At 37.7% G+C, this 24,637-nt stretch carries 18 protein-coding genes, 3 tRNA genes and 2 pseudogenes; 18 read left to right on the top strand and 5 right to left on the bottom strand.

Translation table 11 applies throughout. The features are described from left to right. The first annotated feature begins 1 nt into the window (after position 1). Entirely contained in the window at positions 2 to 463 is a 462-nt protein-coding gene (locus ACFIJW_RS01805; RefSeq protein ID WP_375633073.1) for a type II toxin-antitoxin system RatA family toxin, read from the top strand. A gap of 599 nt (positions 464 to 1,062) precedes the next feature. Here ACFIJW_RS01805 and ACFIJW_RS01800 read toward each other — a convergent pair. From ACFIJW_RS01800 to rirA, 3 genes are read right to left on the bottom strand one after another with little or no spacing between them, the layout of a single operon-like run. Then, positions 1,063 to 1,551: a CinA family protein gene (locus tag ACFIJW_RS01800; protein WP_375628982.1), complete on the bottom strand. Its 489-nt coding sequence runs from the start codon at positions 1,549 to 1,551 to the stop codon at positions 1,063 to 1,065. Beyond that, positions 1,548 to 2,738 (bottom strand): bifunctional 2-C-methyl-D-erythritol 4-phosphate cytidylyltransferase/2-C-methyl-D-erythritol 2,4-cyclodiphosphate synthase, encoded by a 1,191-nt coding sequence (locus ACFIJW_RS01795; protein WP_375633118.1) that lies wholly within the window; start codon positions 2,736 to 2,738, stop codon positions 1,548 to 1,550. The genes ACFIJW_RS01800 and ACFIJW_RS01795 overlap by 4 nt, the downstream gene beginning before the upstream one ends. A 24-nt stretch (positions 2,739 to 2,762) precedes the next feature. Continuing rightward, positions 2,763 to 3,206, bottom strand: coding sequence for an iron-responsive transcriptional regulator RirA (gene rirA / locus ACFIJW_RS01790; protein ID WP_375611276.1), 444 nt, complete (start codon positions 3,204 to 3,206; stop codon positions 2,763 to 2,765). Positions 3,207 to 3,379: 173 nt separating this feature from the next. Here rirA and ACFIJW_RS01785 point away from each other — a divergent pair, with 173 nt between their 5' ends. The 8 genes and pseudogenes from ACFIJW_RS01785 to ACFIJW_RS01750 all read left to right on the top strand — a co-directional run bounded on the left by ACFIJW_RS01785 (position 3,380) and on the right by ACFIJW_RS01750 (position 14,562). Continuing rightward, the gene (locus ACFIJW_RS01785; RefSeq protein ID WP_375631782.1) at positions 3,380 to 5,647 is read left to right on the top strand and encodes an ATP-binding protein; all 2,268 of its coding nucleotides are present in this window, start codon (positions 3,380 to 3,382) and stop codon (positions 5,645 to 5,647) included. Between the two features lies 1 nt (position 5,648). Then, complete coding sequence (locus ACFIJW_RS01780; protein WP_375617700.1) at positions 5,649 to 7,007, top strand: sigma-54-dependent transcriptional regulator; 1,359 nt, start codon at positions 5,649 to 5,651, stop codon at positions 7,005 to 7,007. Positions 7,008 to 7,011: 4 nt separating this feature from the next. Beyond that, entirely contained in the window at positions 7,012 to 8,388 is a 1,377-nt protein-coding gene (trkA, locus tag ACFIJW_RS01775; RefSeq protein WP_375611279.1) for a Trk system potassium transporter TrkA, read from the top strand. 10 nt (positions 8,389 to 8,398) lie between these two features. After that, positions 8,399 to 9,206: pseudogene (locus ACFIJW_RS01770) on the top strand (hypothetical protein). A gap of 147 nt (positions 9,207 to 9,353) precedes the next feature. Continuing rightward, positions 9,354 to 9,986 carry an ATP-dependent Clp endopeptidase proteolytic subunit ClpP gene (gene clpP, locus ACFIJW_RS01765; protein ID WP_375611281.1) on the top strand — a complete coding sequence of 211 codons (633 nt, stop codon included), beginning with the start codon at positions 9,354 to 9,356 and terminating at the stop codon, positions 9,984 to 9,986. A 183-nt stretch (positions 9,987 to 10,169) separates the two neighbouring features. Beyond that, the gene (clpX, locus tag ACFIJW_RS01760) at positions 10,170 to 11,444 is read left to right on the top strand and encodes an ATP-dependent Clp protease ATP-binding subunit ClpX (RefSeq protein WP_273723371.1); all 1,275 of its coding nucleotides are present in this window, start codon (positions 10,170 to 10,172) and stop codon (positions 11,442 to 11,444) included. 183 nt (positions 11,445 to 11,627) lie between these two features. Further along, positions 11,628 to 14,054, top strand: coding sequence for an endopeptidase La (gene lon, locus ACFIJW_RS01755; protein WP_375612894.1), 2,427 nt, complete (start codon positions 11,628 to 11,630; stop codon positions 14,052 to 14,054). Positions 14,055 to 14,283: 229 nt separating this feature from the next. Then, complete coding sequence (locus ACFIJW_RS01750) at positions 14,284 to 14,562, top strand: HU family DNA-binding protein (RefSeq protein WP_375611283.1); 279 nt, start codon at positions 14,284 to 14,286, stop codon at positions 14,560 to 14,562. Between the two features lie 1,060 nt (positions 14,563 to 15,622). On the opposite strand, the gene trmFO is transcribed toward ACFIJW_RS01750, so the two are convergent. After that, positions 15,623 to 17,035: a methylenetetrahydrofolate--tRNA-(uracil(54)-C(5))-methyltransferase (FADH(2)-oxidizing) TrmFO gene (gene trmFO / locus ACFIJW_RS01745; protein WP_375633070.1), complete on the bottom strand. Its 1,413-nt coding sequence runs from the start codon at positions 17,033 to 17,035 to the stop codon at positions 15,623 to 15,625. Between the two features lie 133 nt (positions 17,036 to 17,168). Here trmFO and ACFIJW_RS01740 point away from each other — a divergent pair. The 6 genes from ACFIJW_RS01740 to ACFIJW_RS01715 all read left to right on the top strand — a co-directional run bounded on the left by ACFIJW_RS01740 (position 17,169) and on the right by ACFIJW_RS01715 (position 23,154). Further along, positions 17,169 to 17,251: transfer RNA gene (locus ACFIJW_RS01740), tRNA-Leu, on the top strand. 135 nt (positions 17,252 to 17,386) lie between these two features. After that, positions 17,387 to 18,814, top strand: coding sequence for a trigger factor (gene tig / locus ACFIJW_RS01735; RefSeq protein WP_375633068.1), 1,428 nt, complete (start codon positions 17,387 to 17,389; stop codon positions 18,812 to 18,814). 130 nt (positions 18,815 to 18,944) lie between these two features. Further along, positions 18,945 to 20,444 carry an Asp-tRNA(Asn)/Glu-tRNA(Gln) amidotransferase subunit GatB gene (gene gatB / locus ACFIJW_RS01730; RefSeq protein ID WP_375633066.1) on the top strand — a complete coding sequence of 500 codons (1,500 nt, stop codon included), beginning with the start codon at positions 18,945 to 18,947 and terminating at the stop codon, positions 20,442 to 20,444. 181 nt (positions 20,445 to 20,625) lie between these two features. Beyond that, entirely contained in the window at positions 20,626 to 21,024 is a 399-nt protein-coding gene (locus ACFIJW_RS01725) for an NADH:ubiquinone oxidoreductase subunit NDUFA12 (protein ID WP_375633064.1), read from the top strand. An 89-nt stretch (positions 21,025 to 21,113) separates the two neighbouring features. Further along, positions 21,114 to 21,539 (top strand): DUF2155 domain-containing protein, encoded by a 426-nt coding sequence (locus tag ACFIJW_RS01720; protein ID WP_375633117.1) that lies wholly within the window; start codon positions 21,114 to 21,116, stop codon positions 21,537 to 21,539. An 883-nt stretch (positions 21,540 to 22,422) separates the two neighbouring features. Then, a complete protein-coding gene (locus ACFIJW_RS01715) occupies positions 22,423 to 23,154 on the top strand; it encodes a rhomboid family intramembrane serine protease (protein WP_375633062.1) in 732 nt (243 codons plus the stop codon). Here ACFIJW_RS01715 and ACFIJW_RS01710 read toward each other — a convergent pair. After that, positions 23,151 to 23,981, bottom strand: a complete 831-nt coding sequence (locus ACFIJW_RS01710) for a TrmH family RNA methyltransferase (RefSeq protein ID WP_375633060.1) — start codon at positions 23,979 to 23,981, stop codon at positions 23,151 to 23,153. The genes ACFIJW_RS01715 and ACFIJW_RS01710 overlap by 4 nt on opposite strands. 205 nt (positions 23,982 to 24,186) lie before the next feature. Here ACFIJW_RS01710 and ACFIJW_RS01705 point away from each other — a divergent pair. The 3 genes and pseudogenes from ACFIJW_RS01705 to ACFIJW_RS01695 all read left to right on the top strand — a co-directional run. Next, a tRNA-Tyr gene (locus tag ACFIJW_RS01705) sits at positions 24,187 to 24,270 on the top strand. Positions 24,271 to 24,301: 31 nt separating this feature from the next. Continuing rightward, positions 24,302 to 24,375, top strand: a tRNA-Gly gene (locus ACFIJW_RS01700). Positions 24,376 to 24,557: 182 nt separating this feature from the next. Then, positions 24,558 to 24,637: pseudogene (locus ACFIJW_RS01695) on the top strand (elongation factor Tu); the annotation flags it as partial.

Here is a 24,637-nt window from a genome sequence, read left to right as displayed (position 1 = left end):
TATGCCGATTTTTACAATACATCGGCAGATCACCCATAGTGCCAGTGAAATGTTTGATCTGGTTTCAGATATTGAGCGTTATCCTGAATTTTTACCAATGTGTGAGTCTTTAATAATACGTTCTCGAAAAGAATATGGAAAAAAAATATTGCTTCTTGCGGATATGACCGTTGGCTATAAGATTATTCGTGAAACTTTTACGACTCAAGTATTTCTTCAGCCGGAAAAAAGTCTTATAGAAGTTAAATATATTGATGGTCCATTCAAATATCTTGAAAATCGTTGGGCCTTTCATGATATTGAAAATACCAATGCATGTAATGTAGAGTTTTTTATTGATTATGAATTTAAAAGTAAAACGCTTGGATTAGTGATGGGCTCAATGTTTGATATTGCGTTTCGTAAATTTACCGAGGCTTTTGAGAAGCGTGCGCATCAGATTTATAGCTCTACGGTAACATAGTCTATTCTGTTATTTTTTAACAATACGTATTGCTTAAACAGCGTGAAGGTGAAAACCGGTTTCCATCTTTACTATTTGTTTTTAATTCAGCTTTCAAAAGCATATTGAGGGAATATCATTTTAAATGATGAAGATGATGCACAGCTTCATGCTTTTGTTTCTCTCTTTTTTAATAGATGCACACTCGTTAAACAAAACGCCCAAATAGAACATGCTTGCGTCATACCCATTTCATAATAGTGCTCATAATAAATAGTATAGATTCTCGTAAAAGTATATAAAATCTACATCTGTACACTTATGAAGAAGTTCTCCTGTATCATTTATTTGCCATCTCTCAAGATGTTGTACCAGCTCTTAGCACTTGAGAGAGAGGTACAAGTTTTCCTTTCATTAATCATTTTATTTATACAGTTTTTTCTCTTGTGGCGTGTAAGTGAATAAATTTGATTAATTCAACCTACACAGGACTAAAGTGAGATAATTTTACGCTAGTCAGATCGTTCATTTTCAAGTTGTGATACAATAAATTTTTTTCAAGATGTTGACGATTATAGACTCGATGGAGAATAAAGAATTTTGAAATTAGTATGGGGAATTCAGTGAAGCAATTCCAGAATCATTTTAAAAGCATTTTCAACAGTTGCATGGCGGATAGCATTGCGATTAAGATGAGCAAAGTGCATTTCTTTGTGCAGGGGGGAGTGGTTTTTATAAGCTACTGCGCAATGCACAAGTCCTACAGGTTTATCAAGACTTGCACCTCCTGGACCAGCAATTCCTGTTACAGAAACTGCAATGTCAGCTTGTGAATGTTTTAATCCACCCTCAGCCATTGCAAGAGCAACTTCTTTTGAAACGGCACCATAGGTTTTTATAAGTTCAGCACAAACGCCAACAAGGCGTGTTTTAGATTCATTTGAATAAACAACAAATCCACAATCGAGAACATCTGATGATCCTGCTATATTTGTGAGGCATGCAGCAATGAGTCCCCCTGTACAAGACTCTACAGTTGTTAACAGCAAACCTTTTTGGCGAAAGGTATTAAGGACTTCATGTGCTTGTTTTTCACAAAGATATGTCATTGGGGAAGTTCTCCTGAATAAAGAACGCTCGCTGTTGCAAGAGCAGCAATTCCTTCACCACGACCAATAAATCCAAGCCTTTCATTTGTTGTTGCTTTGATAGAGATTCGATCAGGTGTCATTGAAAGTATTGTCATAAGATTTTCTGTCATGGCATGACGATAGGGACCAATTTTAGGATTTTCAGCGATAATTGTGATATCAACATTGGCAATACGTCCACCTGCTTGTTTAATAATATCAAGAGCATGACGGAGAAAAATTTCTGATGATACATTTTTCCATTGAGGATCAGAGGGAGGGAAATGTGTGCCAATATCTCCAGCACCTCGCGTAGCGAGCAGGGCATCTGTTAGCGCATGAAGAGCAACATCCGCATCGGAGTGTCCATTTAATTTTTTATGAAAAGGGATTTTTATACCACATAAAATAAGAAAATCACCATCCTCGAAAGAGTGAACATCATAACCATTGCCGGTGCGGATATCAGGAAACATTTGCATTTTCTTTTGGAGATATAAATGTGCAGTATTAAAATCTTCATGCCATGTAATTTTTATGTTGTTAGGATCCCCAGGAATGGCACGCATAGGAATTCCAAACCATTCGGCAATTGCAGAATCGTCAGTGAATTCTTGTTTGCAAGCTTGTTTTGCTTGTTTATGGGCCGCTAAGATATGTTCAAAGGGAAAACACTGTGGAGTTTGTGCACTATAAAGATGGGTACGGGGAATTGTTTCTAAAATATGCTGATTATTTATACGTTTAAGGGTATCAGAGATGGGCAGAACAGGAAGAACACCTTCTTGAGGCGTGATAGTGTTGTGAATGTTATTAAGAAGCTTGTTTTCGATAAAAGGGCGTGCACCATCATGAATATGCACATATTGGGGGGCAAATTTTTTGAGTGCATGAAGTCCATATAAGGTAGAGATTTGACGTGTATTGCCTCCTTCAACGATAATAAGGCGCTCTTTAAAATCGTCAATAGCTTGTTCACAGATTTGACGATCTTCTGGATGAATAACAAGAATAATTGTTGTGATAGCTGGATGCTGCAAAAAACAATGCACGGTATGATAAATAATTGGCTTTTGTCCTAGAAGCCGATATTGTTTTGGAATTTTATGGGGAGATCCTGCTCTTTCACCCCGTCCAGCGGCTAATATTATTGCTGCAATAGAAATACTTAATCTCCTTGTATTATAATCTTAGTTTGCTTTTTTGTCATTAATTTTAAAATGATTTTGAAAGGATGGTTGTTGTAGATCAGCAAGGGATATCACGGATAATACCTCAAAAAAAGCATTTAATGCTTTTTGAAGTGCGGTATTTAAACCACAAAAATCAAACAAGGGGCAAGTTGGTTCTGCAGTATCGAAGCATTCTGCGAGGGAAAAGTTGTCTTCTGTTACTTTCACAACATCCGCGACTGAAATCTCTGCTGCGGGTTTAGCCAATCTAACTCCACCATTGCGTCCACGCACTGTTTGTATAAAACCTGCTTGAACAAGCAGCTGAAGGATTTTAAATAAAAAAAGCTCTGAAACGGCATATGCTTTAGCGATTTCTGGAACACGACTGAGAGTTCCCTGATTATCTGCACAATACATGAGCATTCTAAGAGCATAATTTGTTTGTTTTGTTAATCGCATCTCATTTCCTTCGTAAAGTATCGTCGAACACAGTCTATTTTAAAGATATTTTGCAAAATGTAGAAGTTTTTTCTCGTTGACTATATTTGCTCTATTTTAAATGTAGTATTAGTATTGTCAATTTTTGCTACAAAAGGTTATATGAGAATAATGGGATAAGGGTATGTAAGCTCATGACGAATATAACATCTGTGACGAATCTTCAAGACATAGATAAAAATACTTATAACGATGAGTTGTATCGTTTAAGTAAGGTATATATTTTTTTAGGGATTACAATTATTGTATTGGCTTTACTTACGGCCTCTGTTTCATTTATTATTCTTATTGGATTAACTCCTGTTGTTCCCAGTAGAACAGTAACCCTTATTCTTATAGGAATTAATAGTTTTTGGGTTTTAGGGCTTATTGTCATCGTTTTTTATGAGATGATACCGATCATTCGTGCTTGGCGTTCAAGGCGTGCAGGATCGCGTCTTCATGTGCGCCTTATTTCATTGTTTGCACTTGTTGCGACAATGCCAGCTGTTGCTGTAGCTCTTGTATCGGGTCCAGCACTAAATTTGGGACTTGATCGATGGTTTGATACAACAACGCGGCAAATTGTGGGCTCTTCTATTGATTTAGCAAATGCTTATGCAGATGAAATGCTTCAAAATTTAAAAAATTTATCCTACGCGATGGCATTTGCACTTGATAACAAAAAACTCTTAGAACGTAATCCAGCTGAATATAGGATGCAATTGACGCGTCATGCTCTAGGACGCAATTTGCGTGGTGCATTTTTGTTAAGTTCTAGCGGAGCTATTTTTGTATCGAGTGCTCTTGGTGATGAAGATAAACTGCCAATTCCTCCTTCCCATCTTATTGAACGTGCAACCAGTGCGAGACCTTTTTCTTTTCAACCAGGCGTTCATGATTATTTTGGTATTATTTTAAAATTTACCAATATTCCAAACACATTTTTATATTTGGTGCGTGACGTTGATAAAGGTGTTTTATCTGCTTTGCGTTTGACAGAAGTTAATACAGATCGTTATCGTGATTTAAATGAAAATCGCCTGCTGACACAGATTGCATTTGGTATGCTTTATTTGTGTCTTTTTTTTAGTTTATTCTTATCAGCCATTTGGGCTGCTATTGCTGTTGCTGATCGCTTAGTACGTCCTATTCGTCTTCTCATTAGTGCTGCCGATGATGTTGCTTCTGGAAATATGGAAATTTTCGTGCCAGTACGAGCAAAAGATGGTGATATTGGGCAATTATCCAAAACTTTTAATTACATGGTCAGTGAATTGAAAAGTCGGCGTAATGAATTGATTGCAGTGCGTGATCAAATTGATGAAAGACGGCGTTTTTCTGAAGCTGTGTTATCGGGTGTAACAGCGGGAGTAGCAGGTATAGATGATAATGGTGATATCACCATTATCAATCGGTCTATTGAAGCGATGTTTGATATTCGCTCAGAGCACGTTGTTGGAAAAAGTCTTTTATCTTTAAGCGCTGAAATTTGGCAGGTTTTTCAGTTTGTGCGTTCATTGGATCGTAAAAACCATCGTGAGCAGGTCACTTTAAACGTTGCAGGAAAAGAGCGTGTCTGTAATGTCCAAGTTACGATGGAGGAGGATGATGGACAAGGGCAATCTTGGGTTCTAACAATTGATGATATTACAGACCTTGTTGCAGCGCAACGTACAGCGGCGTGGGCGGATATTGCGCGGCGTATTGCACACGAAATTAAAAATCCTCTTACACCTATTCAGTTATCCGCTGAACGCATTCGTAAACGTTATAACAAAGCTATTACACAAGATAGAGAGGTCTTTGAGCGGTGTATTGACACAATTATTCGGCAGGTTGGAGATATTGGGCGTATGGTTGATGAGTTTTCCTCTTTTGCACGTATGCCCAAACCAAAAATGCATATTTTAGATATACGAGAATTGTTGCGCGAAGCATGTTTCTTGATAGAAGTGACGCGACATGATATTCATTTTGAGCAAGATTTAGGAACTCTACCACTTATGGGTGCATTTGATAACCGTCTCATTGTACAGGCTTTTTGCAATGTTATCAAAAACGCGAGCGAATCCATAGATTCAGTTATGCGAGAGGAAAATATTCACGGTCATATTCTTATCCGTTCTTATCGTCAGGAAGAATGGGTGGTTGTGGATGTTGTTGATAACGGAAAAGGACTTCCTAAAGAGCAAAGACAAAAGTTATTAGAACCCTATATAACAACGCGGGAAAAAGGAACAGGGCTGGGGTTAGCTATTGTGCGCAAAGTTATTGAAGATCACGGTGGTTTCATGGAGCTTCATGATGCACCGGAGAGTTTTTATGAAGGTCGTGGTGCGATGATCCGTTTGATATTTCCAGCGGATGGGGGTAAGCAGGGTAATATTATACAAGCCATAAATCATAAGATAGGGGAATAGTATGGTATCAGATATCTTGATTGTTGATGATGAAGCAGATATTCGTGAGCTTGTTGCTGGTATTTTAGATGATGAAGGTTATGAAACGCGTGTTGCTTGTAACTCTGATGAAGCATTGGCTCAAATTAGTGAGCGTATTCCAAAGCTCATTTTTTTGGATATTTGGCTACAGGGTAGTCGTCTCGATGGTTTAGCACTGCTTGATGAAATTAAAACACAATATCCGGCTCTTCCGGTCGTTATGATCTCTGGTCATGGTAATATTGAGACGGCTGTTTCCGCTATAAAGCGAGGAGCATATGATTTCATTGAAAAACCTTTTAAAGCTGATAGACTTGTATTGGTTGCAGAGAGAACACTTGAAAATTCAAATTTAAAACGTGAGCTTTTAGAATTGCGAAAGCGTTCGAACGAGACATTAGAGTTGCTCGGAAAATCGACAGTTATAAAAAATTTGCGTCAAATCATAGAAAAAGTAGCACCAACCAATAGTCGCATCATGATAACAGGTCCTTCAGGGGCAGGAAAAGAGACTGTTGCACGAACTATTCATGCGCTCTCAACGCGTTCGAATGGGCCATTTGTTACAATAAATGCTGCAACGATTACTCCAGAAAGAATGGAAATAGAGCTGTTTGGCAGCGAAATGGAGGGAAGAGAGCGTAAAATTGGTGCCTTAGAGGAAGCTCATGGCGGTATCTTATATCTTGATGAAATTGCTGACATGCCGCGTGAGACTCAAGGGAAGATTCTTCGAGTTTTAACGGGGCAAACATTTGAGAGAATTGGCGGCACAAAACGTGTTAAGGTGGATGTCCGTATCATTTCTTCGACAGCGCAAAATCTTGAAAACCTCATTTCTGATGGGCGCTTTAGGGAGGATCTTTTTCACCGTCTTTCCGTTGTTCCTATTGTTGTTCCGCCCCTTTCAGCGCGTCGTGAAGATATTCCAGAACTTGTACATCATTTTGTAAAAACAATATCACAGCAGGTTGGGATTAAACCGCGTGCAATCAGTGATGATGTGATTGCTATTTTGCAAACGCACGCTTGGCCGGGTAATGTGCGGCAATTACGTAATAATATTGAGCGTCTTCTTATTCTTGTGCGGGATGGTGATGGTCCTATAACAGCGGACTTTCTTCCCAGTGAAGTAAGTGATTCTTTGCCACGTCTTCAAATGGATTCAGATGAAAGTATAATGGATTTGCCGTTACGTGAAGCTCGAGAATTATTTGAAAAGAGATATTTAGTGGCGCAGATTGGGCGTTTGGGTGGAAATATATCACGTACTGCTGAATTTATAGGCATGGAGCGTTCAGCTTTGCACCGTAAACTTAAAGCGCTTGGAGTTTCTTAAAGCGATGCGTATTATTATTTGTGGAGCAGGACAGGTTGGTTATGGGATAGCAGAGCGTCTTGCTGCTGAAAATCACGATGTTACTGTTATTGATATTGAAACGAGATTAATTGAAAAGATTCGCGATACATTGGATGTGAGAGGTTTTGTTGGTCACGGTTCACGGCCTGAAGTTCTTTTGGCTGCAGATGCAGACAAAGCTGATATGTTGATTGCTGTCACTTTGTTTGATGAAGTTAATATGGTAGCTTGCCAAGTAGCACATTCATTATTTAATGTGCCCACAAAAATTGCTCGTATTCGCTCACAATCTTATTTAGAACCACGTTATAAGACGCTTTTTTCCAGAGAGAATATTCCCATTGATGTGGTTATTTCGCCAGAAGTTGAAGTTGGGGAAATGGTTTTGCGCCGTATTGCTTTACCTGGTGCAATAGATGTTCTTTATTTTTGTAATGATGATATTGTGGCACTAGCTTTGGAATGCATGGAAGATTGTCCAGTTATTAATACACCTTTGCGTCAATTAACAGAGCTTTTTCCAGATCTTCATACGACGGTTACTGCTATTAAACGTGGCGCGGAATTATTGGTTGCACATTCAGAAACGCAATTACGCGTTGGTGATATAACCTATCTTGTTGTTTCTCGTGAACAGATGCGTCGTGCTGTTGGGCTTTTTGGTCATAAAGAACAAGATGCCCACCGCATGATTATTGCAGGGGGTGGTCACATTGGCCTTTATGTTGCACAGGCTATTGAAAAGCGTTTCCATAAATTAAAATTGAAGATTATAGAAGCGCATAGAGAAAGAGCCCTCACAATTGCTGATCAGCTTGAAAAAACAACAGTTTTATACGGTAACGTGTTAGATCCAGTGATTCTTCAAGATGCGGGAATTGATCAGTCCGATTTAATGATTACATTGACCAATCAAGATCAGGTTAATCTCTTAAGCGCTATTATTGCTAAAAGATTGGGCTGCAAAGCCAATATGGTATTGATTAATAATGTTGCCTATCAAGAATTTAGTCGTGCTGTTGGTGTGGATGCATATCTTAATCCCCATAGTGTTACAATATCGAGAATTTTGCAACAAATGCGCCGTGGGCGTATTCGTTCTGTTCATTCAGTTTTTAATGGCCGAGCAGAAATTATTGAAGCTGAAGTGATGCAAACATCTTCATTGGTTGGTAAGTCATTATCAGAGCTCAATTTATCAGATGGTTTGAGAATTGGTGCAATTTATCGCAATAAGACAATAATACAGCTTTCGGCAGATACGCGCATTTTGTCTGGTGATAGAATAGTGATTTTTGCTCTTGCTGATAGGGTTCGTGATGTTGAACAACTCTTTCGCGTAAGTTTAGAATATTTTTGATATATTATCTATGGATATTTGTACTTTTTGGTATAGTGGACAATTAAGATTGGTGGATAGGCTTTGTTTGTCCTCAATGGTTAAAACTGGACAGCGCGTTAAGCTTTTTAGTTATGATAAAAAATAGATAATCTCCCTGCTGGTGTTGAGCTGCATGAAGCCGAATCAATTTTACCACGCTTAGCAATTTATCGCCTTGATCCCGATTTTTCTGATGATAAACTAGGGTGTACAATTGTTCAGTTCTCGGATTTTTTTCGTGTTATGCTGATGAAATATCAACAAGGTGTTTGGTTAGATACAGATGTTTACCTTGTTAAACAATTTCATCCAGATGCGGATAAGGTTTGGTTGGCAAGAAAAATAATACAAGAGTAGGCGTTTCTGCACTTTATTTTCCGCCCAATAACCCTATTATAAAAATATTTGAGGATTATTGGGCTGGCACAGAAATTATTCCTCATTGGCTTGGGTTTAAGCGTCGTGTTTGGAGACCGTTCTGGTTAAAGAGGAAAAAAATGCCGATTTTACCGGGAAATCTTGGCGTTACAATATTTGGCAATGATGGTATTTCACGATTAGCAAAACGATATGGTTTTTTTCATGAAGCAAAGGAAAAGGAAACTTTTTATTATTGGACTGGGCGAAAAACTGAACGTATTTTTGAACCAGCTTTTGGTGTAAAGCCGCTTACAGATTCACGCTTGATAGGCTTTCATATTCACAGAAAGACAAAGACTACGAAAAGACCTCAGGAAGGAAGTTTTTACCATTGGGCGGTATCTCGCATTCTGGATGTTCATCATTTGTTTAGGTAGAGTTATTATTGCTATTTTAACTATTGAGATTTTAATCTATCTTATACAATCTCTTGATTGTAGCTTGCACAAGAGAGTAATGTTAACATATGGATAAAAACATTGAATGTGTAAAGAGCGGTTGTTATATGAACGGAAAGTAAAAATATGAGTGATCCAATGAAAACAGCATTAAGCCTTGTTCCTATGGTTATTGAACAAACCAATCGTGGTGAGCGGGCCTATGATATTTTTTCCCGTCTTTTAAAGGAGCGGATTATTTTTATTAATGGTCCTGTTGAAGATGGTATGGCAATGCTTGTTTGTGCACAATTGCTTTTCTTGGAAGCGGAAAATCCTAAAAAAGAAATTAGTCTTTATATTAATTCTCCAGGTGGAGTCGTAACATCTGGTATGGCTATTTATGATACTATGCAGTTTATTCGCCCTCCTGTTTCTACGCTTTGCATGGGGCAAGCGGCATCTATGGGGTCTTTATTGTTAACGGCTGGAGCAAAAGGTCATCGTTTTACATTGCCAAACGCACGTATTATGGTGCATCAACCATCTGGTGGTTTTCAAGGTCAAGCTTCAGATATTGAGCGACATGCGCAAGATATTATAAAGATGAAACGGCGTTTAAATGAAATTTATGTTCAACATACGAGTCAAGATTATGAGGTTATAGAGAGAACTCTCGATCGCGATCATTTTATGACAGCAGAAGAAGCCAAAGCGTTTGGCTTAGTTGATGATGTTATACAATACCGTGCAGAAACTGAAAAAGAAGAAAAAGATTAAGAATTTTTATAGAAAAAACAGCTACTTTAAATCAAAGAGTTTTATAAAAAATATCGCAAAATAAGAGAAACACCTAAAAGTATTGAGACATGCATGGTTTTCTATATGTCTTTTAGTTTTCATGATGAAAGGCTTCCTTTGAAAAGGCAAAGTGTTCATATATTGTGGTGAAAGGAAAGAAAAATGAGCAAAATTAGCAATAGCGGGAACGAATCAAAAAATACTCTCTATTGCTCGTTCTGCGGCAAGAGTCAGCATGAGGTGCGTAAGCTCATTGCGGGGCCTACTGTATTTATCTGTGATGAATGTGTAGAGCTTTGCATGGATATTATTCGGGAAGAAAATAAGTCTTCTGGGGTTAAGGTGCGTGATGGTGTTCCTACACCACAGGAAATTATAACAGTTCTTGATGACTATGTTATTGGTCAGCAGCATGCAAAGCGTGTTCTTTCTGTTGCTGTTCATAATCATTATAAACGGTTGGCGCATCAGTCTAAAAGCAATGATATTGAGTTGGCTAAATCAAATATTCTTCTTGTTGGTCCAACGGGTTGTGGTAAAACTTATCTTGCACAAACATTAGCACGTATTATTGATGTGCCTTTTACGATGGCGGATGCGACCACTTTGACTGAAGCGGGTTATGTGGGAGAAGATGTTGAAAATATTATTTTGAAGCTTCTTCAAGCAGCAGATTATAATGTTGAACGTGCGCAGCGTGGTATTGTTTATATTGATGAGGTTGATAAGATTTCTCGTAAAGCAGACAATCCTTCTATTACAAGAGATGTTTCGGGGGAAGGAGTTCAGCAAGCATTATTAAAAATTATGGAAGGAACGATTGCTTCTGTTCCTCCTCAAGGTGGACGTAAGCATCCGCAACAAGAGTTTCTTCAGGTTGACACCACAAACATCTTATTCATTTGTGGGGGAGCTTTTGCAGGTTTAGAACGGATTATTTCAGGGCGTGGTGAAAAAACTTCTATTGGTTTTTCTGCGACTGTTAAGGCTCCGGATGAGCGTTGTGTCGGTGAAATTTTTCGTGATTTAGAGCCTGAAGATCTTATTAAATTTGGTTTAATACCAGAATTTATTGGGCGGCTTCCTATAGTCGCTACCTTAGAGGATTTAGATGTTAACGCCCTCATGCAAATTTTATCCCAACCTAAAAATGCGTTAGTAAAGCAATATCAGCGTCTTTTTGAAATGGAGAATGTTGAGTTAGCATTTCATGAAGATGCTTTACGTGTTATTGCAAAGAAAGCAATTGAACGTAAAACTGGTGCTCGTGGTTTACGTTCTATTATGGAGAAGATCCTTCTTGAGACGATGTTTGAGCTACCGGCTCTTGAAGGCGTTCAAAAAGTGGTTATTTCGAGTGATGTCGTTGATGGTAAAGCGCGTCCTCTTTATATTTACTCAGAACGTGCAGAAGATAAAGAAAATGTATCAGCATGACATTGTGCGATGCACAATATAAAAGGTGGTAGTGAACGGTATTTGATAGGTGTTTCTAATAATATCATTATAATGCTTGATTTATGTATGAGTAATTACCACTTCATGTACAGTGAAGAGCTGAGATTTTCTAAAGGTGGGCTAATTGTTGTAGATAGCTCATAGGCTCCAGAAAGGAGAGTTATGCAATATATTGATGAAAAGACAGATGAAGTAAGAGATGGGGTTTATGCTGTTTTACCTCTTCGTGATATTGTTGTCTTCCCCCATATGATTGTTCCACTTTTTGTGGGCCGCGAAAAATCAATTCGTGCTCTTGAAGAAACGATGGCGGTTGATAAGCAAATACTATTGGTGACACAAAAAAATGCTTCTGATGACGATCCAAAATCAGAGGATATTTATCATATTGGTACATTTGCTAATATTCTTCAACTTTTAAAGCTTCCTGATGGTACTGTAAAGGTTTTGGTTGAAGGAACTGCACGTGCAAAAATTAGTCAATTTGCTTTAAGTGAAGGTTATCATCAGGCTTTTGCAACTGTTACAGAAGAACCTAGAGAGAGTGATGTTGAGATTGAAGCTCTTTCAAGGTCAGTGATTACTTATTTTGAAAACTATGTAAAGCTTAATAAAAAAATCTCTCCTGAAGTTGTGAATGCGATTGGCCAGCTTGATAATCCTTCTAAGCTTGCCGATACGATTGCTTCTCATTTGATGATTAAACTGGCAGAAAAACAGGAAATATTAGAGCTCTTACCTGTGCGGGCCCGTCTTGAACGTGTTTTGTCCTTCATGGAAGGAGAAATTTCTGTTTTGCAGGTTGAAAAACGTATTCGTTCGCATGTTAAACGGCAAATGGAAAAAAACCAACGAGAATATTATCTCAATGAGCAGATGAAGGCTATTCAAAAAGAGTTAGGAGCAGGTGATGATAGCCGAGATGAACTCTCTGAATTAGAAGAACGTATCAAGAATACAAAACTATCCAAGGAAGCACAGGAAAAAGCTGGAGCAGAATTGAGAAAATTACGGAATATGTCTCCTATGTCTGCAGAAGCGACAGTTGTACGTAACTATCTTGATTGGTTATTAGCAATGCCTTGGGGTAAAAAATCTAAGATTAAAAACAATTTAGATTTTGCTGAAAAGGTCATGAATAATGAACATTTTGGTCTTGAAAAAGTTAAGGAGCGAATTATTGAATATTTGGCTGTACAAAGTCGCGCGTCAAAGATAAAAGGTCCCATTATTTGTTTGTTAGGTCCTCCAGGTGTAGGGAAAACATCATTAGCGCGCTCTATTGCAAAGGCAACGGGACGTGAGTATGTTCGTATCTCATTGGGAGGTGTCCGAGATGAAGCAGAAATTCGTGGACATCGCCGAACATATATTGGCTCGATGCCTGGGAAAATTATCCAGTCTATGAAAAAAGCAAAAAAATCTAATCCGCTTTTCTTGCTTGATGAAATTGATAAAATGGGCCAAGATTTTCGTGGTGATCCTTCATCCGCTTTATTAGAAGTTCTTGATCCTGAACAAAATGGTACATTCATTGATCACTATTTGGAAGTTGAATATGATCTTTCTGATGTCATGTTTATCACAACTGCCAATACGCTTAATATTCCAGGTCCGTTAATGGATCGTATGGAAATTATTCGTATCGCTGGTTATACTGAATGTGAGAAAATGGAAATTGTTAAACAGCATCTTTTACCAAAGGCACTAAAAGATCACTGTTTATCTAAAAAAGAACTCAGTATTTCTGATGGCGCACTAAGGTCAATTATTCAGTTTTATACACGTGAGGCAGGCGTTCGTAACCTTGAACGTGAACTCATGAAAATTTCCCGCAAATCCGTTACAAAAATTCTCAAAACACATCAAAAATCTGTAAAAGTTACAGAAAGTAATATTCATGATTTCTTGGGTGTTAAACGTTATCATTACAATCAGATTGAAGGAGAAAATCAAGTTGGTGTTGTAACAGGTCTTGCGTGGACAGAAGTCGGTGGAGAGTTATTGACTATTGAAGGAGTTATGATGCCCGGCAAAGGGAAGATGACTGTAACTGGAAATTTACGTGATATTATGAAAGAGTCCATTTCAGCGGCAGCATCTTATGTACGTTCTCGTGCTGTTGATTTTGGTATTGAACCTCCACTTTTTGAAAAACGCGATATCCATGTTCATGTTCCAGAGGGTGCGACACCAAAAGATGGCCCATCGGCTGGGATTGCAATGGTGACAGCAATTGTTTCGGTCCTTACAGGAGTAGCTGTGCATAAAGATATTGCAATGACTGGTGAAATTACTTTACGTGGACGCGTTTTACCCATTGGTGGATTAAAAGAAAAACTCTTAGCAGCTCTTCGAGGAGGGATAAAAAAAGTACTTATTCCTGAAGAAAATGCAAAAGATTTGGTTGATATTCCTGATGATGTCAAAAATAATATGGAAATTATTCCGGTAAATCATGTGAGTGAAGTTTTGAAACACGCTTTGGTTCGTTTTCCAGACACTATTGAATGGAAAGAACCCTCTACAGGGGCTGTGCCAATCCGGTCAGAGAGCAGTGATAGTGAAGGAATACAGATTGCGCACTGATTCACTTATCTCATTTATAACGGCATTTTTTAGGTGGTAGAAGATGTTGTTGAGGTTATTATTCTGTTTTTTGTTGGAAAAAGTGAAAAATTCCGTGAATAACTGTGATTATTGCTAAAAAAACAATGTTTTGGATAAAAATAAGACTTCTGTTTGCTGTACTTTTCAATAAACTGACCAATAACATGATTAAGTCATGTTCAGGTAATATAGGGAAAGGAAATATTTTATGAATAAAAGTGAATTCGTTAGCTCCGTTGCTGAAAAGGCAGGTGTTTCGAAAGCGCAAGCTGGTGCTGTTGTTGATGCTTTTATGGCTTCTGTAACAGAAGCTTTGGCTTCAGGGGGAGATGTTCGTCTTCCAGGTTTTGGCACTTTTGAAGTTTCTCATCGTGCTGCAACAAAGGGGCGTAATCCTTCAACTGGTGCTGAAATCGATATTCCAGCACGTTCTGTACCCAAATTTTCTGCAGGAAAAAGCCTTAAAGAAGCAGTTAATAAAAAATAATTTAAGCTACATTAAAAAAACCCGATTTATTTATAAGCGGGTTTTTTTTTAACACATGTGTTATGCTTGTTTTTCACATAAAACTTTGAGATCCTTGCGATGCTTTTTATTTTCATGTATTGCTGGAAATATATTGTTTTAGTCTTTTCAATAAAATATTGCACTGTATTAATTGAGCGCGGGTATGGCTTATAAAATGTAATATTAACTTTTATTACGCTGAAGTGTTACGGTATTTATTTCAAAACAAGATCCGTAAATAATATGAAGCGGAAAACTCTGTAAAGTCCATAAAAGTTATTATATATCACCATTTACGCTTAATAAAAGCACATGTTGGTGCCACCGTGCTATCTATTTTTCTCAGTTCCTATAATGTTGCGACTAGCCCCAGATATCTGAGACGAGTGCATAAGGGATAGTTTTATTCTTTTACTCTTATACGCCAACCTTTCTTGTGACGCACCAAGAGGATAATTTTTATTGATTTATTAGAGAGTCTGAAATGAAAGAATCTTATGATATTCAGATTTGGTTTTTAATATTGGGATTTTTCTTGGCATTTGAGAGGGGAGAGATAGCTCCAGCTCTATCCTACAAATATTTTTTCCATATCTTTATTTCACTTGTGATATGCAAGCAAGTATTTTTCCTTCATCATACAAGAGTTAAAATGAGAGAACATCACAAATTTTGAGGGAGGAAGTTACAAAACAGAAAAATTACTCTTATAAAATAATATACATTACGTAATATAAAAACTATTAATAAAGATAGTACAGTATTACTTGTGTATTTTCCATTTATTTATTTTGATTATTCATAATATATTTATATAATTATTTTGTTTTTAGTCATTAAATCATATTAAATTGTTGATAGCGGTAAAGTTTTTTTATAGCCAAAAGTTATTTTACAGCATCTACATAATTGAATAAATGATGAAACGTAGGGTAGTATTTATTGATTGGGGGAGACAGTCTTTAAAAGGCTTTAGAATGATTTTTTCACGAGAGTCATAAAGATCTATTCAGTAGGAGAGAGGCGAATCGTATGTTTTTTATAAACAGGAGCTCTTTGATTCTTTATTTGCTAACCACTGAGTACAATCATTGAGAGCTCTCGCTGTTATGGCTTGTTTTTTTACTAATTTTTTTTCTTTACTTGGTAAGCGTTTTCCTGAATGTTTAATAGAAGCAATAGGCGGAAAGAGTCCGAAATTGATATTCATTGGCTGAAAAGATTGTGTTTCTGCTTTTTCATCTATGATGTGTCCCCCTGTAATATGATTCAAAAGGGCTCCGAATGCTGTAGTTTGTGGGGGTAGGCAAGGGGAAATATGATGATATTCGGCAGCAGCAAAACGTCCAGCAAGAAGCCCTATTGCCGCTGATTCTACATAACCTTCACATCCGGTAATTTGCCCTGCAAAGCGTAGTTGTTTTTTTTGTTTTAAACGAAGGGTTTGATCAAGAATAATTGGCGAGTTGAGGTAGGTATTGCGGTGAAGACCACCAAGACGCGCAAACTCTGCTTTTTCAAGACCTGGAATCATTCTAAAAATACGAATTTGTTCACCATATTTCAGTTTTGTTTGAAAGCCGACCATATTATAAAGCGTTCCAAGTTTATTATCTTGGCGTAATTGAACGACAGCATAGGGTTTAACTGTAGGGTTATGGGCATTAGTTAAGCCCATAGGTTTCATAGGACCATGTCTTAACGTTTCAAGTCCGCGCTCAGCCATAATTTCAATGGGGAGGCATCCATCAAAATAGGGCGTTTTTTCAAAGTCACGAAACTCTGTTTTTTCAGCATTTTTTAACTCTTCAACGAATGTTTCATATTGTTCTTTGTTGAGGGGACAATTAAGATAATCTTTTCCTGTTCCCTCAGGACCAATTTTATCATAGCGAGACTGATACCAACAAATGTTGATATCAATACTGTCGGTATGGATAATAGGCGCAATTGCATCAAAAAAAGAAAGAGCTTTTATACCGGTTATTGCTTGTAATTTTTGAGCAAGTGCAGGCGATGTAAGGGGTCCTGTTGCAATGACAACATGTTTCCAAGCTTTAGGAATTTCTTGAACTTCTTCACGTTTGATTGTTATAAGAGGGTGATTTTCAAGTGCTGTCGTAACGGTTTTTGAAAATCCATCACGGTCAACAGCAAGAGCACTACCTGCGGGAACTTTGTTGGCATCAGCAGCTTTCATAATTAACGATTTTGCTAATCGCATTTCAGCATGTAAAAGCCCTACGGCATTGGTTAATGAATCATCGCAACGAAACGAATTTGAACAAACCAGTTCTGCCAATTTATCGGTTTTATGGGCATCTGATTTTTTTTCGGGTCGCATTTCATGCAAAACAACAGAAATTCCTGACTGAGCGATTTGCCAGCTTGCTTCACACCCCGCAAGACCGCCACCGATGATATGAATTGGGATATCAAATGTCTTTAACATAATTGACTTTTAGCGTAAGCAGTTATGTATGAAAAGCATAGATTTTGTTTTTTTTATATATTTGTTTGCTTTTTTTCTGTAATTAATGGTATAGAAACGCCGCTTGTATAAGGTTATTAGCTTGTAAGTTTGAGCGGATGTGGCGAAATTGGTAGACGCACCAGATTTAGGTTCTGGCGGGAGACCGTGGGGGTTCGAGTCCCTCCATCCGCACCAAAGCAATCCCTTAAGTGCTACGGATTTCTACGTGTCTGAAATTCCGCTTCATGGTAAATGTAACACTCGAAGTGTTAGAATGTAATGATTATTAGAGTGGGTTGATCCCTCTCCTTAGAAAAATGAAGGTGTTTAATGCAGGTTACCGAGACGCTTAATGAAGGACTGAAGCGCGAAATTAAGATCGTGGTTCCAGCGAAAGATTTAGAAGAAAAGTTGAATGAACGATTGGATGATACCAAGGGAAAAATCAAGCTTAATGGTTTTCGTCCCGGTAAAGTGCCTAGTGGGCATTTGCGAAAAATGTATGGTAAATCCTTTATGGCTGAGATTCTCAATGAGATACTCAGTGATGCACCCCGTTCTATTTTAGCAGACCGCAATGAACGTGCAGCGATGCAGCCAAAAATTGATATAGATGAAGATGAAAAAATTCTAGATGGCAAAGCTGATTTTACTTTTAGTTTAAAGTATGAAGTTTTACCAAAAATTGACATTAAAGATTTTGAACATATTAAGGTTATCCGTGAAATTGCAACTATTCCTGAACAGGATATTGATGATCAAGTCAATCGCGTCCTTTCTTCTACGCGTAATTATTCCCTAAAAGAGGGGAATTCTGAAGAAGGTGATCGTATTACTATAGATTATCAAGGTAAGCTTGAAGGCATTCCATTTGAAGGCGGGGCAGATAGTGATGCACAACTGATTCTTGGGTCAAAACAATTTATTCCTGGTTTTGAAGAGCAATTGGTTGGTGTGAAAGCTGGGGATGTAAAAACGATTTTTGTTAAATTTCCTGATAATTACAGTGCGGCACATTTGGCGGGACGGGAAGCAGAGTTTGACATTACTGTCAAAGCTGTCTTTAAACCAGATGAATTAAAAATTGATGATGAAGCAGCGCAAAAAGTTGGTTTAGAGTCTCTAGATCGCTTACGTGAGGTCGTTCGTGGGCAGATTGAAAGCCAATATGGTTCAGTGACACGTCAAAAAGTTAAGCGTCAAATTCTTGATGCTTTAGATGCTGATTATAATTTTGAGATTCCTGAAGAACTTTTAGAGGTTGAGTTTAACAATATATGGGCTCAGGTTAATGATGATTTGAAAAAGGCTGGGCGCAGTTTTGAAGATGAAGGTATTACAGAAGAAAAGGCACGGGAGGAATATCGTGTCCTTGCGCAGCGTCGTGTTCGTCTTGGTTTGGTGCTTTCTGAAATTGGAATGAAGGTTGGTGTTAAAGTTAGTGAAGATGAGCTAAAAGCAGCCGTTTTTGATCAGGTTCGCCAGTATCCTGGACAAGAGAAAGAGATTATGGATTTTTTCCGTAAGACTCCGGAAGCTATTGAAAATCTACGTGCTCCGATTTTTGAAGAAAAGGTCATTGATCATTTATTAGCACAGATAAAAGTCACAGATAAAGAAGTGACGGTTGAAGAGTTGATGAAAGAATATGACGAATCAGATGTCCCTGAAGAAAAGCCGGCAAAGAAAAAGTCTGCAGTGAAAGAAACGTCTACAGAGAAAAAACCAGCTAAGAAAAAGGCTCCTAAAAAAGCTTAATATTTATGCAAACAACACAAGCCCGATAAAATCGGGCTTGTGTTGTAAGATTTATATCCTAGGATTGCACTGAGAGAATGGTTTTAGATAAGCCATGAGTGAATTTTAAAATATTGGTAGTGGATTGGCAATGAGCATCATTGATACGCGTACTCCTGATTCTAAGCGTTTTATTTCTGGAGTTACAGGTGATTGGGAAGTCATCATTGGCATGGAAGTTCATGCGCAAATCATATCAAATTCGAAACTTTTTTCAGGAGCATCAACCAAATTTGGTGCAGAGCCGAACAATCATGTATCACTTATTGATGCAGCCATGCCAGGTATGTTGCCTGTTCTTAATCAAGAATGTGTTCGTCAAGCGGTTCGAATGGGGTTAGGATTAAAGGCGCATATTAATTTAAAATCTGTTTTTGATCGCAAAAACTATTTTTATCCAGATTTACCGCAGGGGTATCAGATTTCTCAATTTCGCTATCCCATTGTAGGAGAGGGAAAGATTATTATATCTGTTGGTCCAGATTCGAATGGACAATTTGAGGATATTGAAGTGGGAATTGAGAGGTTGCATCTTGAACAGGATGCTGGAAAATCGATGCACGATCAACATCCAACAATGTCTTTTGTAGATCTGAATCGTTCTGGTGTTGCTCTTATGGAAATTGTTTCCAAGCCTGATATGCGCTCATCAGATGAAGCCAAAGCCTATATGACAAAATTGCGTACGATTGTTCGTTATTTGGGCACTTGCGATGGCAATATGGATGAAGGTTCTATGCGTGCAGATGTCAATGTATCTGTTCGTCGTCCTGGTGAAGATTTTGGAACGCGCTGTGAAATTAAAAACGTTAATTCTATTCGCTTTATTGGTCAAGCAATTGAATATGAAGCGCGTCGTCAGATTGCAATTTTAGAAGATGGAGGCGTCATAGATCAAGAGACTCGGCTTTTTGATGCCGCTAAAGGTGAAACGCGCTCTATGCGCTCAAAGGAAGAAGCGCATGACTATCGTTATTTTCCTGATCCTGATCTTTTACCGTTAGAATTTGATCAAGCATTTGTGGATGCTTTGGCAGCAGACTTACCAGAGTTGCCTGACGCTATAAAAGCACGTTTTGTTAAGGAAATGGGATTGACAGTGTATGATGCTTCCATTCTTGTGACAGAAAAGGCTATTGCTGATTATTTTGAAGAAGTAGCGCGTGGGCGTGATGGAAAAATAGTTGCCAATTGGGTGATTAACGACCTTTTAGGGGCTTTAAATAAAGATAATCGTGAGATTGAAGAGTCACCAGTATCGCCAAATCAATTGGGAAGCATTATTGATCTTATAAAAGAAGGAGTTATTTCTGGAAAAATTGCCAAAGATCTTTTTGAGATTATTTGGAATGAGGGGGGAGATGCACGCCAAATTGTAGAAGAACGAAATATGAAGCAGGTAACGGATACAAAGGCTATTGAAAGAGCTGTTGATGAGATCGTTGCCAATAATTCTGATAAAGTTGCGCAAGCAAAGCACAAACCTGCTTTAGCTGGTTGGTTTGTTGGACAGGTAATGAAAGCAACAGGTGGTAAGGCAAATCCCCAAGCTGTTAATGAATTGGTTAAGATGAAACTTGGCATAGATTAAATTTTATGGGGTGGAGAAGAAGCCATACATATGATATCTTCTTGAAATTAAAGGATAGCACGTTAACCTATCAATTGGAATTGTAGTTGAATTTACTAGTAACTTTTTCGCTAATTTCAATCGTTAATAATTTTATTCCAACGATTAATTTCATGAACGCACTAAATGAATGGAATAGCAGATGGCTCGTTTTTTTAAGCAAATCTTCACATGGTGGAATGGCAATACCATTGGTACGCGTTTTTTCACATGGCGCAAAGGTAAGCGGATAGGGGAAGATCAATTTGGAAATATATATTATGAAGGAGGACTTCATAAGGATGGTTATCCGCACCGTTGGGTTATCTATAAAGACTATTCTGAGGCCTCTACTATTCCACCAGGTTGGCACGGCTGGATTCATCATCGCTGTGAGTGTCCACCAACACAAGAGGATTATCATCCTTATGAATGGGAAAAGCCTCATGTTGCAAATATGACAGGAACAAGTGAGAGCTATCGACCAAAGGGGGCTATCACCTCCAATGGAGAGCGTTCTTGTGTGCATGAAGATTATGATGCGTGGTCACCTAAAAAATAACATGTTTTAATGTGCGTGTGTATTTTTGTCTTATTTGACTCTATGTTATGAAAAGAATTATTTTTTAAGGTGCGATTGATTTTGATATGATGAGATTTTTTTTATTGTTAGGGGTGAGGCATTTTATATATATTTTTTTTATGGGAATTTTAGTGTTTTTATCCTTAAATAATGGGGTGCGGGCTGAGCGTATTAGCAATGGAATTGCTGTTTTTGCAGGTCTTGACAAAATCACGGGACGGACCACACGTTTTGAAGTTACTCTTGGTAAAATTTATCAGTACGGCGCATTACAGGTAACACCACGTGCGTGTTATACGAGCTCTAAAGATGAACCCACGCGTACAACTGGTTTTATTGAAGTCAATGAAGTAACATTAGATAAAAAAATACGGCGTATTTTTACAGGATGGATGTTTGCAGATAGTCCTGGTTTGAACGCTGTTGAGCATCCTATTTATGATGTGTGGTTAAAGGATTGCAAACAGAATTCTCAAGATCGTCCTCTTCAATAATTAGTGTGTTATCTATTTATAATTCATTGGTTTATAATGGTCCTTTATCATTTTGCAACTTAATAGGAAGGTTCAAATTCCTATGATTGCCTCATTTAAATTTTTTATATTAAATTAATCCGGACTATTCTCTTGCACGTTACAAGTGGCGGATGTATCAATAAGACTGTCTAAGAAAGGAATAAAAAATTCTGTCATGAACTGTTTAAATTCAAAGATGCATCATTAGAATCAACATATTTTTTCAGTGTTTCATAAGAGACAGTTCTTGAATTATATCTGTTAAAGGTTGAAATGAAAGGCTTGTTTATATTTGTTAAAGAGATGAACTGACGCTTTTGCATGTATGAAGGAAACAGACTATCAAGTAAGTAATTCATCATGAAACACCAATTAGTATATCTAGAGAACGCTGTATTGGTATTTTTTCTCATAGAGATGTCGTTTTTCGTTCAAAGCGTAGAAGTAATGCAGGACATATTAATGGAAAAATTGAGATTTAAGATTCTTTAAAGTTTATCAATCGAAGTATAGCTTGGTTAAAAAATGCAATAATCAATATATTTCTAGTAAGAAAATAATGTTTATATATTTTTATTATACACCACCTCATAAGTGAGTTTGTCTATTCGTAAGTTCTTGTATATTGCATGGTAACTTCACATTTAAGTAAGCAGGATACCACTAAGTTTGTAAATCATATTCTTGATATCCATGCTTTTTAAAATCTTTTGTATAAAATACACGTGTTTTCATGTAGAGCTATTGAAAATTTAAAAAAGGGCTTCGAAGAGGCGTTGAGAAGATTCTGCATCACTGGGAATGGTATATTTATTTTGTATAAAGAATAACCCATTTTCTAAAAAATACGAGATTTCATACAATGAAAGTTTCTAGTCACCAACATAATGATGTTTCCCGGTTGCCGAAACAACCTAAAGAACCCTTATTGAATGTTCCATTTATTATAGTTGTTTTGATAGCATTTTGTTTTTGTCTTTATTGCATTTCTCAGTATTTTTTTTCTCATCAGGTTTATGTTGAAAGCCTTGAGTTTTTTTCATTTATACCAGCATTGTTTAAGAGGGATCCTGTAGCATTTTGTTATACCATGGTGAGTTATTCATTTATGCATAGTAGTTTTAAACATGTTGCTCTTAATATGGTTTGGCTTTTGGTTTTCGGCTCTCCTTTAGCAAGGCATTTTGGTGTTTTACGTTTTTTAATTTTTTGGGTGTTAACGGCAGTTATTTCTGTTTTGACTTATTTTACATTTCATCAAGAAAGTACCATATCACTTATTGGGGCGTCAGGTGCCGTATCTGGAATGATGGGGGCTATTGCACGTTACGGTTTTCCTAGTGGTAATCTAGCTGTCAATGTGCAGAACGAAAAACTTTTGGGATCTTTATTATCTGTCAAAAAAGCTCTGTGTTCTAAGGGGGTTCTTGTTTATATGAGTGTATGGCTGACGACTGATTTGATCATAGGTATTTCTTCTATTTTGTTTGAAGAAAATGGCATCTCAATAGCATGGGAAGCTCATATTGGCGGGTTTTTTGCGGGTTTTTTGTTGGTTGGTTTTTTTGATGTTTCACAAAAAATTAAAAACTAGAATCTAAGATATTGATGTGCCACATAAAGAGCTATTGTTGCTGCATTTGAAACATTTAATGATTTAATATTTCCAGGCATGTCAAGGCGTGTTAAAGCGCAAACGGTTTCGCGTGTTTTTTTACGTAAACCTTTACCTTCTGCTCCTAAAACAAGAGCAATTTTATTCCCTGTTAATGCTGTTTCTAGAGGTTGGTCACCTTCTGAATCGAGACCAAAGCTTGTAAAACCTGTTTGATGAAGTTCTTGAAGAGCTTCAGCAAGGTTTCGTACGGTAATATAATGAATCATTTCCAGAGCTCCAGATGCCGCTTTCGCAAGAACACCGCTTTCGTGGGGAGAGTGACGGCAAGTTGTAATAAGTGCTTTAGCTTTCAATGCAACTGCAGAGCGCATAATAGCACCAACATTATGTGGATCGGTAATTTGATCCATGACAATGACCAGATCAGTATTGGTTAGTTCCGACAGTTTGCATGGTTTGAGGGGGAGAGTTTCCAAAACAATACCTTGATGAACAGCCTCATTTCCAACAAGCGAATCAAGATATTTGGGGGTGCATAATGTAACAGAGCAAGGATAATCTGATTCGGATATATTTAATCGTTTTAAGGCATTTTGTGTAACGTAAAGACATTTTAAAATTCTTTTTGGGTTTTCTAAAGCAGCCTGAACAGAATGAATGCCATAAAGATGGATGATCTCTTGCTGTAAAGAAGCAGCTTTCTTCTTTGGGTGTGTAAAAGATCGAGAAGGAGAGCCTTTTGTATCGCGATATCGGCGACGCAAACGAGCATAATGAGAATTTTGTGATGTTTTTTCTTTCATAGCTTCTTTATAACGTGTTAATAAGAAAAATAGAGAGAAAAAATCTATAATTTAAAATTATGAGCAGGAAATTTGTACAGAATTGTATTTATTCTGTTGACAGATACAATAGTAATCGTCATAACCACTTCGCAATCAGATTGAATTGAATGGGTATTCAAGATGGTTGTCGTGATGTCTCATTGCGCGACTTTATCGGTGTAATGGAGGGGTGCCCGAGTGGTTAAAGGGGGCGGACTGTAAATCCGTTGCGTATGCTACGTTGGTTCGAATCCAACCCCCTCCACCATTCATCGAAGGAGAGTTAGTACGTGGGTCATGCGGGTATAGCTCAATGGTAGAGCAGCAGCCTTCCAAGCTGAATATGCGGGTTCGATTCCCGCTACCCGCTCCAAATGGTTGTTGATGATTGGGCAAATAGGTATGATGGAGGATATTCCATTTATAGATTTGGTGGGGTTTTCCGTCTAAGAGTTGTGGTGATTGGGCTGTTTACAGTCTGGTCAGACTTAAGTTTTGCAGAACTGTCCCTAGGTGCTAATAAAAATTAGGGAATAAAACAAGAGATTAATAGCAATGGCGAAGAGCAAGTTTGAACGAACAAAACCGCATGTTAATATTGGTACGATTGGTCACGTTGATCATGGGAAGACCTC

The sequence above is a fragment of the Bartonella sp. MM97QHHN genome (genome assembly GCF_042194285.1).
GTDB lineage: Bacteria > Pseudomonadota > Alphaproteobacteria > Rhizobiales > Rhizobiaceae > Bartonella.
The sequence above is the reverse complement of the archived record's forward strand: the minus strand, read 5'-3'. Positions and strand labels throughout refer to the sequence as shown.

What these genes read in the sequence shown, in the direction of transcription:
- ACFIJW_RS01805 (WP_375633073.1), top strand. Translation starts at nt 2, where the DNA reads ATGCCGATTTTTACAATACATCGGCAGATCACCCATAGTGCCAGTGAA.
- ACFIJW_RS01800 (WP_375628982.1), bottom strand. Translation starts at nt 1,551, where the DNA reads ATGACATATCTTTGTGAAAAACAAGCACATGAAGTCCTTAATACCTTT.
- rirA (WP_375611276.1), bottom strand. Translation starts at nt 3,206, where the DNA reads ATGCGATTAACAAAACAAACAAATTATGCTCTTAGAATGCTCATGTAT.
- ACFIJW_RS01785 (WP_375631782.1), top strand. Translation starts at nt 3,380, where the DNA reads ATGACGAATATAACATCTGTGACGAATCTTCAAGACATAGATAAAAAT.
- ACFIJW_RS01780 (WP_375617700.1), top strand. Translation starts at nt 5,649, where the DNA reads ATGGTATCAGATATCTTGATTGTTGATGATGAAGCAGATATTCGTGAG.
- trkA (WP_375611279.1), top strand. Translation starts at nt 7,012, where the DNA reads ATGCGTATTATTATTTGTGGAGCAGGACAGGTTGGTTATGGGATAGCA.
- clpP (WP_375611281.1), top strand. Translation starts at nt 9,354, where the DNA reads ATGAGTGATCCAATGAAAACAGCATTAAGCCTTGTTCCTATGGTTATT.
- clpX (WP_273723371.1), top strand. Translation starts at nt 10,170, where the DNA reads ATGAGCAAAATTAGCAATAGCGGGAACGAATCAAAAAATACTCTCTAT.
- lon (WP_375612894.1), top strand. Translation starts at nt 11,628, where the DNA reads ATGCAATATATTGATGAAAAGACAGATGAAGTAAGAGATGGGGTTTAT.
- ACFIJW_RS01750 (WP_375611283.1), top strand. Translation starts at nt 14,284, where the DNA reads ATGAATAAAAGTGAATTCGTTAGCTCCGTTGCTGAAAAGGCAGGTGTT.
- trmFO (WP_375633070.1), bottom strand. Translation starts at nt 17,035, where the DNA reads ATGTTAAAGACATTTGATATCCCAATTCATATCATCGGTGGCGGTCTT.
- tig (WP_375633068.1), top strand. Translation starts at nt 17,387, where the DNA reads ATGCAGGTTACCGAGACGCTTAATGAAGGACTGAAGCGCGAAATTAAG.
- gatB (WP_375633066.1), top strand. Translation starts at nt 18,945, where the DNA reads ATGAGCATCATTGATACGCGTACTCCTGATTCTAAGCGTTTTATTTCT.
- ACFIJW_RS01725 (WP_375633064.1), top strand. Translation starts at nt 20,626, where the DNA reads ATGGCTCGTTTTTTTAAGCAAATCTTCACATGGTGGAATGGCAATACC.
- ACFIJW_RS01720 (WP_375633117.1), top strand. Translation starts at nt 21,114, where the DNA reads ATGAGATTTTTTTTATTGTTAGGGGTGAGGCATTTTATATATATTTTT.
- ACFIJW_RS01715 (WP_375633062.1), top strand. Translation starts at nt 22,423, where the DNA reads ATGAAAGTTTCTAGTCACCAACATAATGATGTTTCCCGGTTGCCGAAA.
- ACFIJW_RS01710 (WP_375633060.1), bottom strand. Translation starts at nt 23,981, where the DNA reads ATGAAAGAAAAAACATCACAAAATTCTCATTATGCTCGTTTGCGTCGC.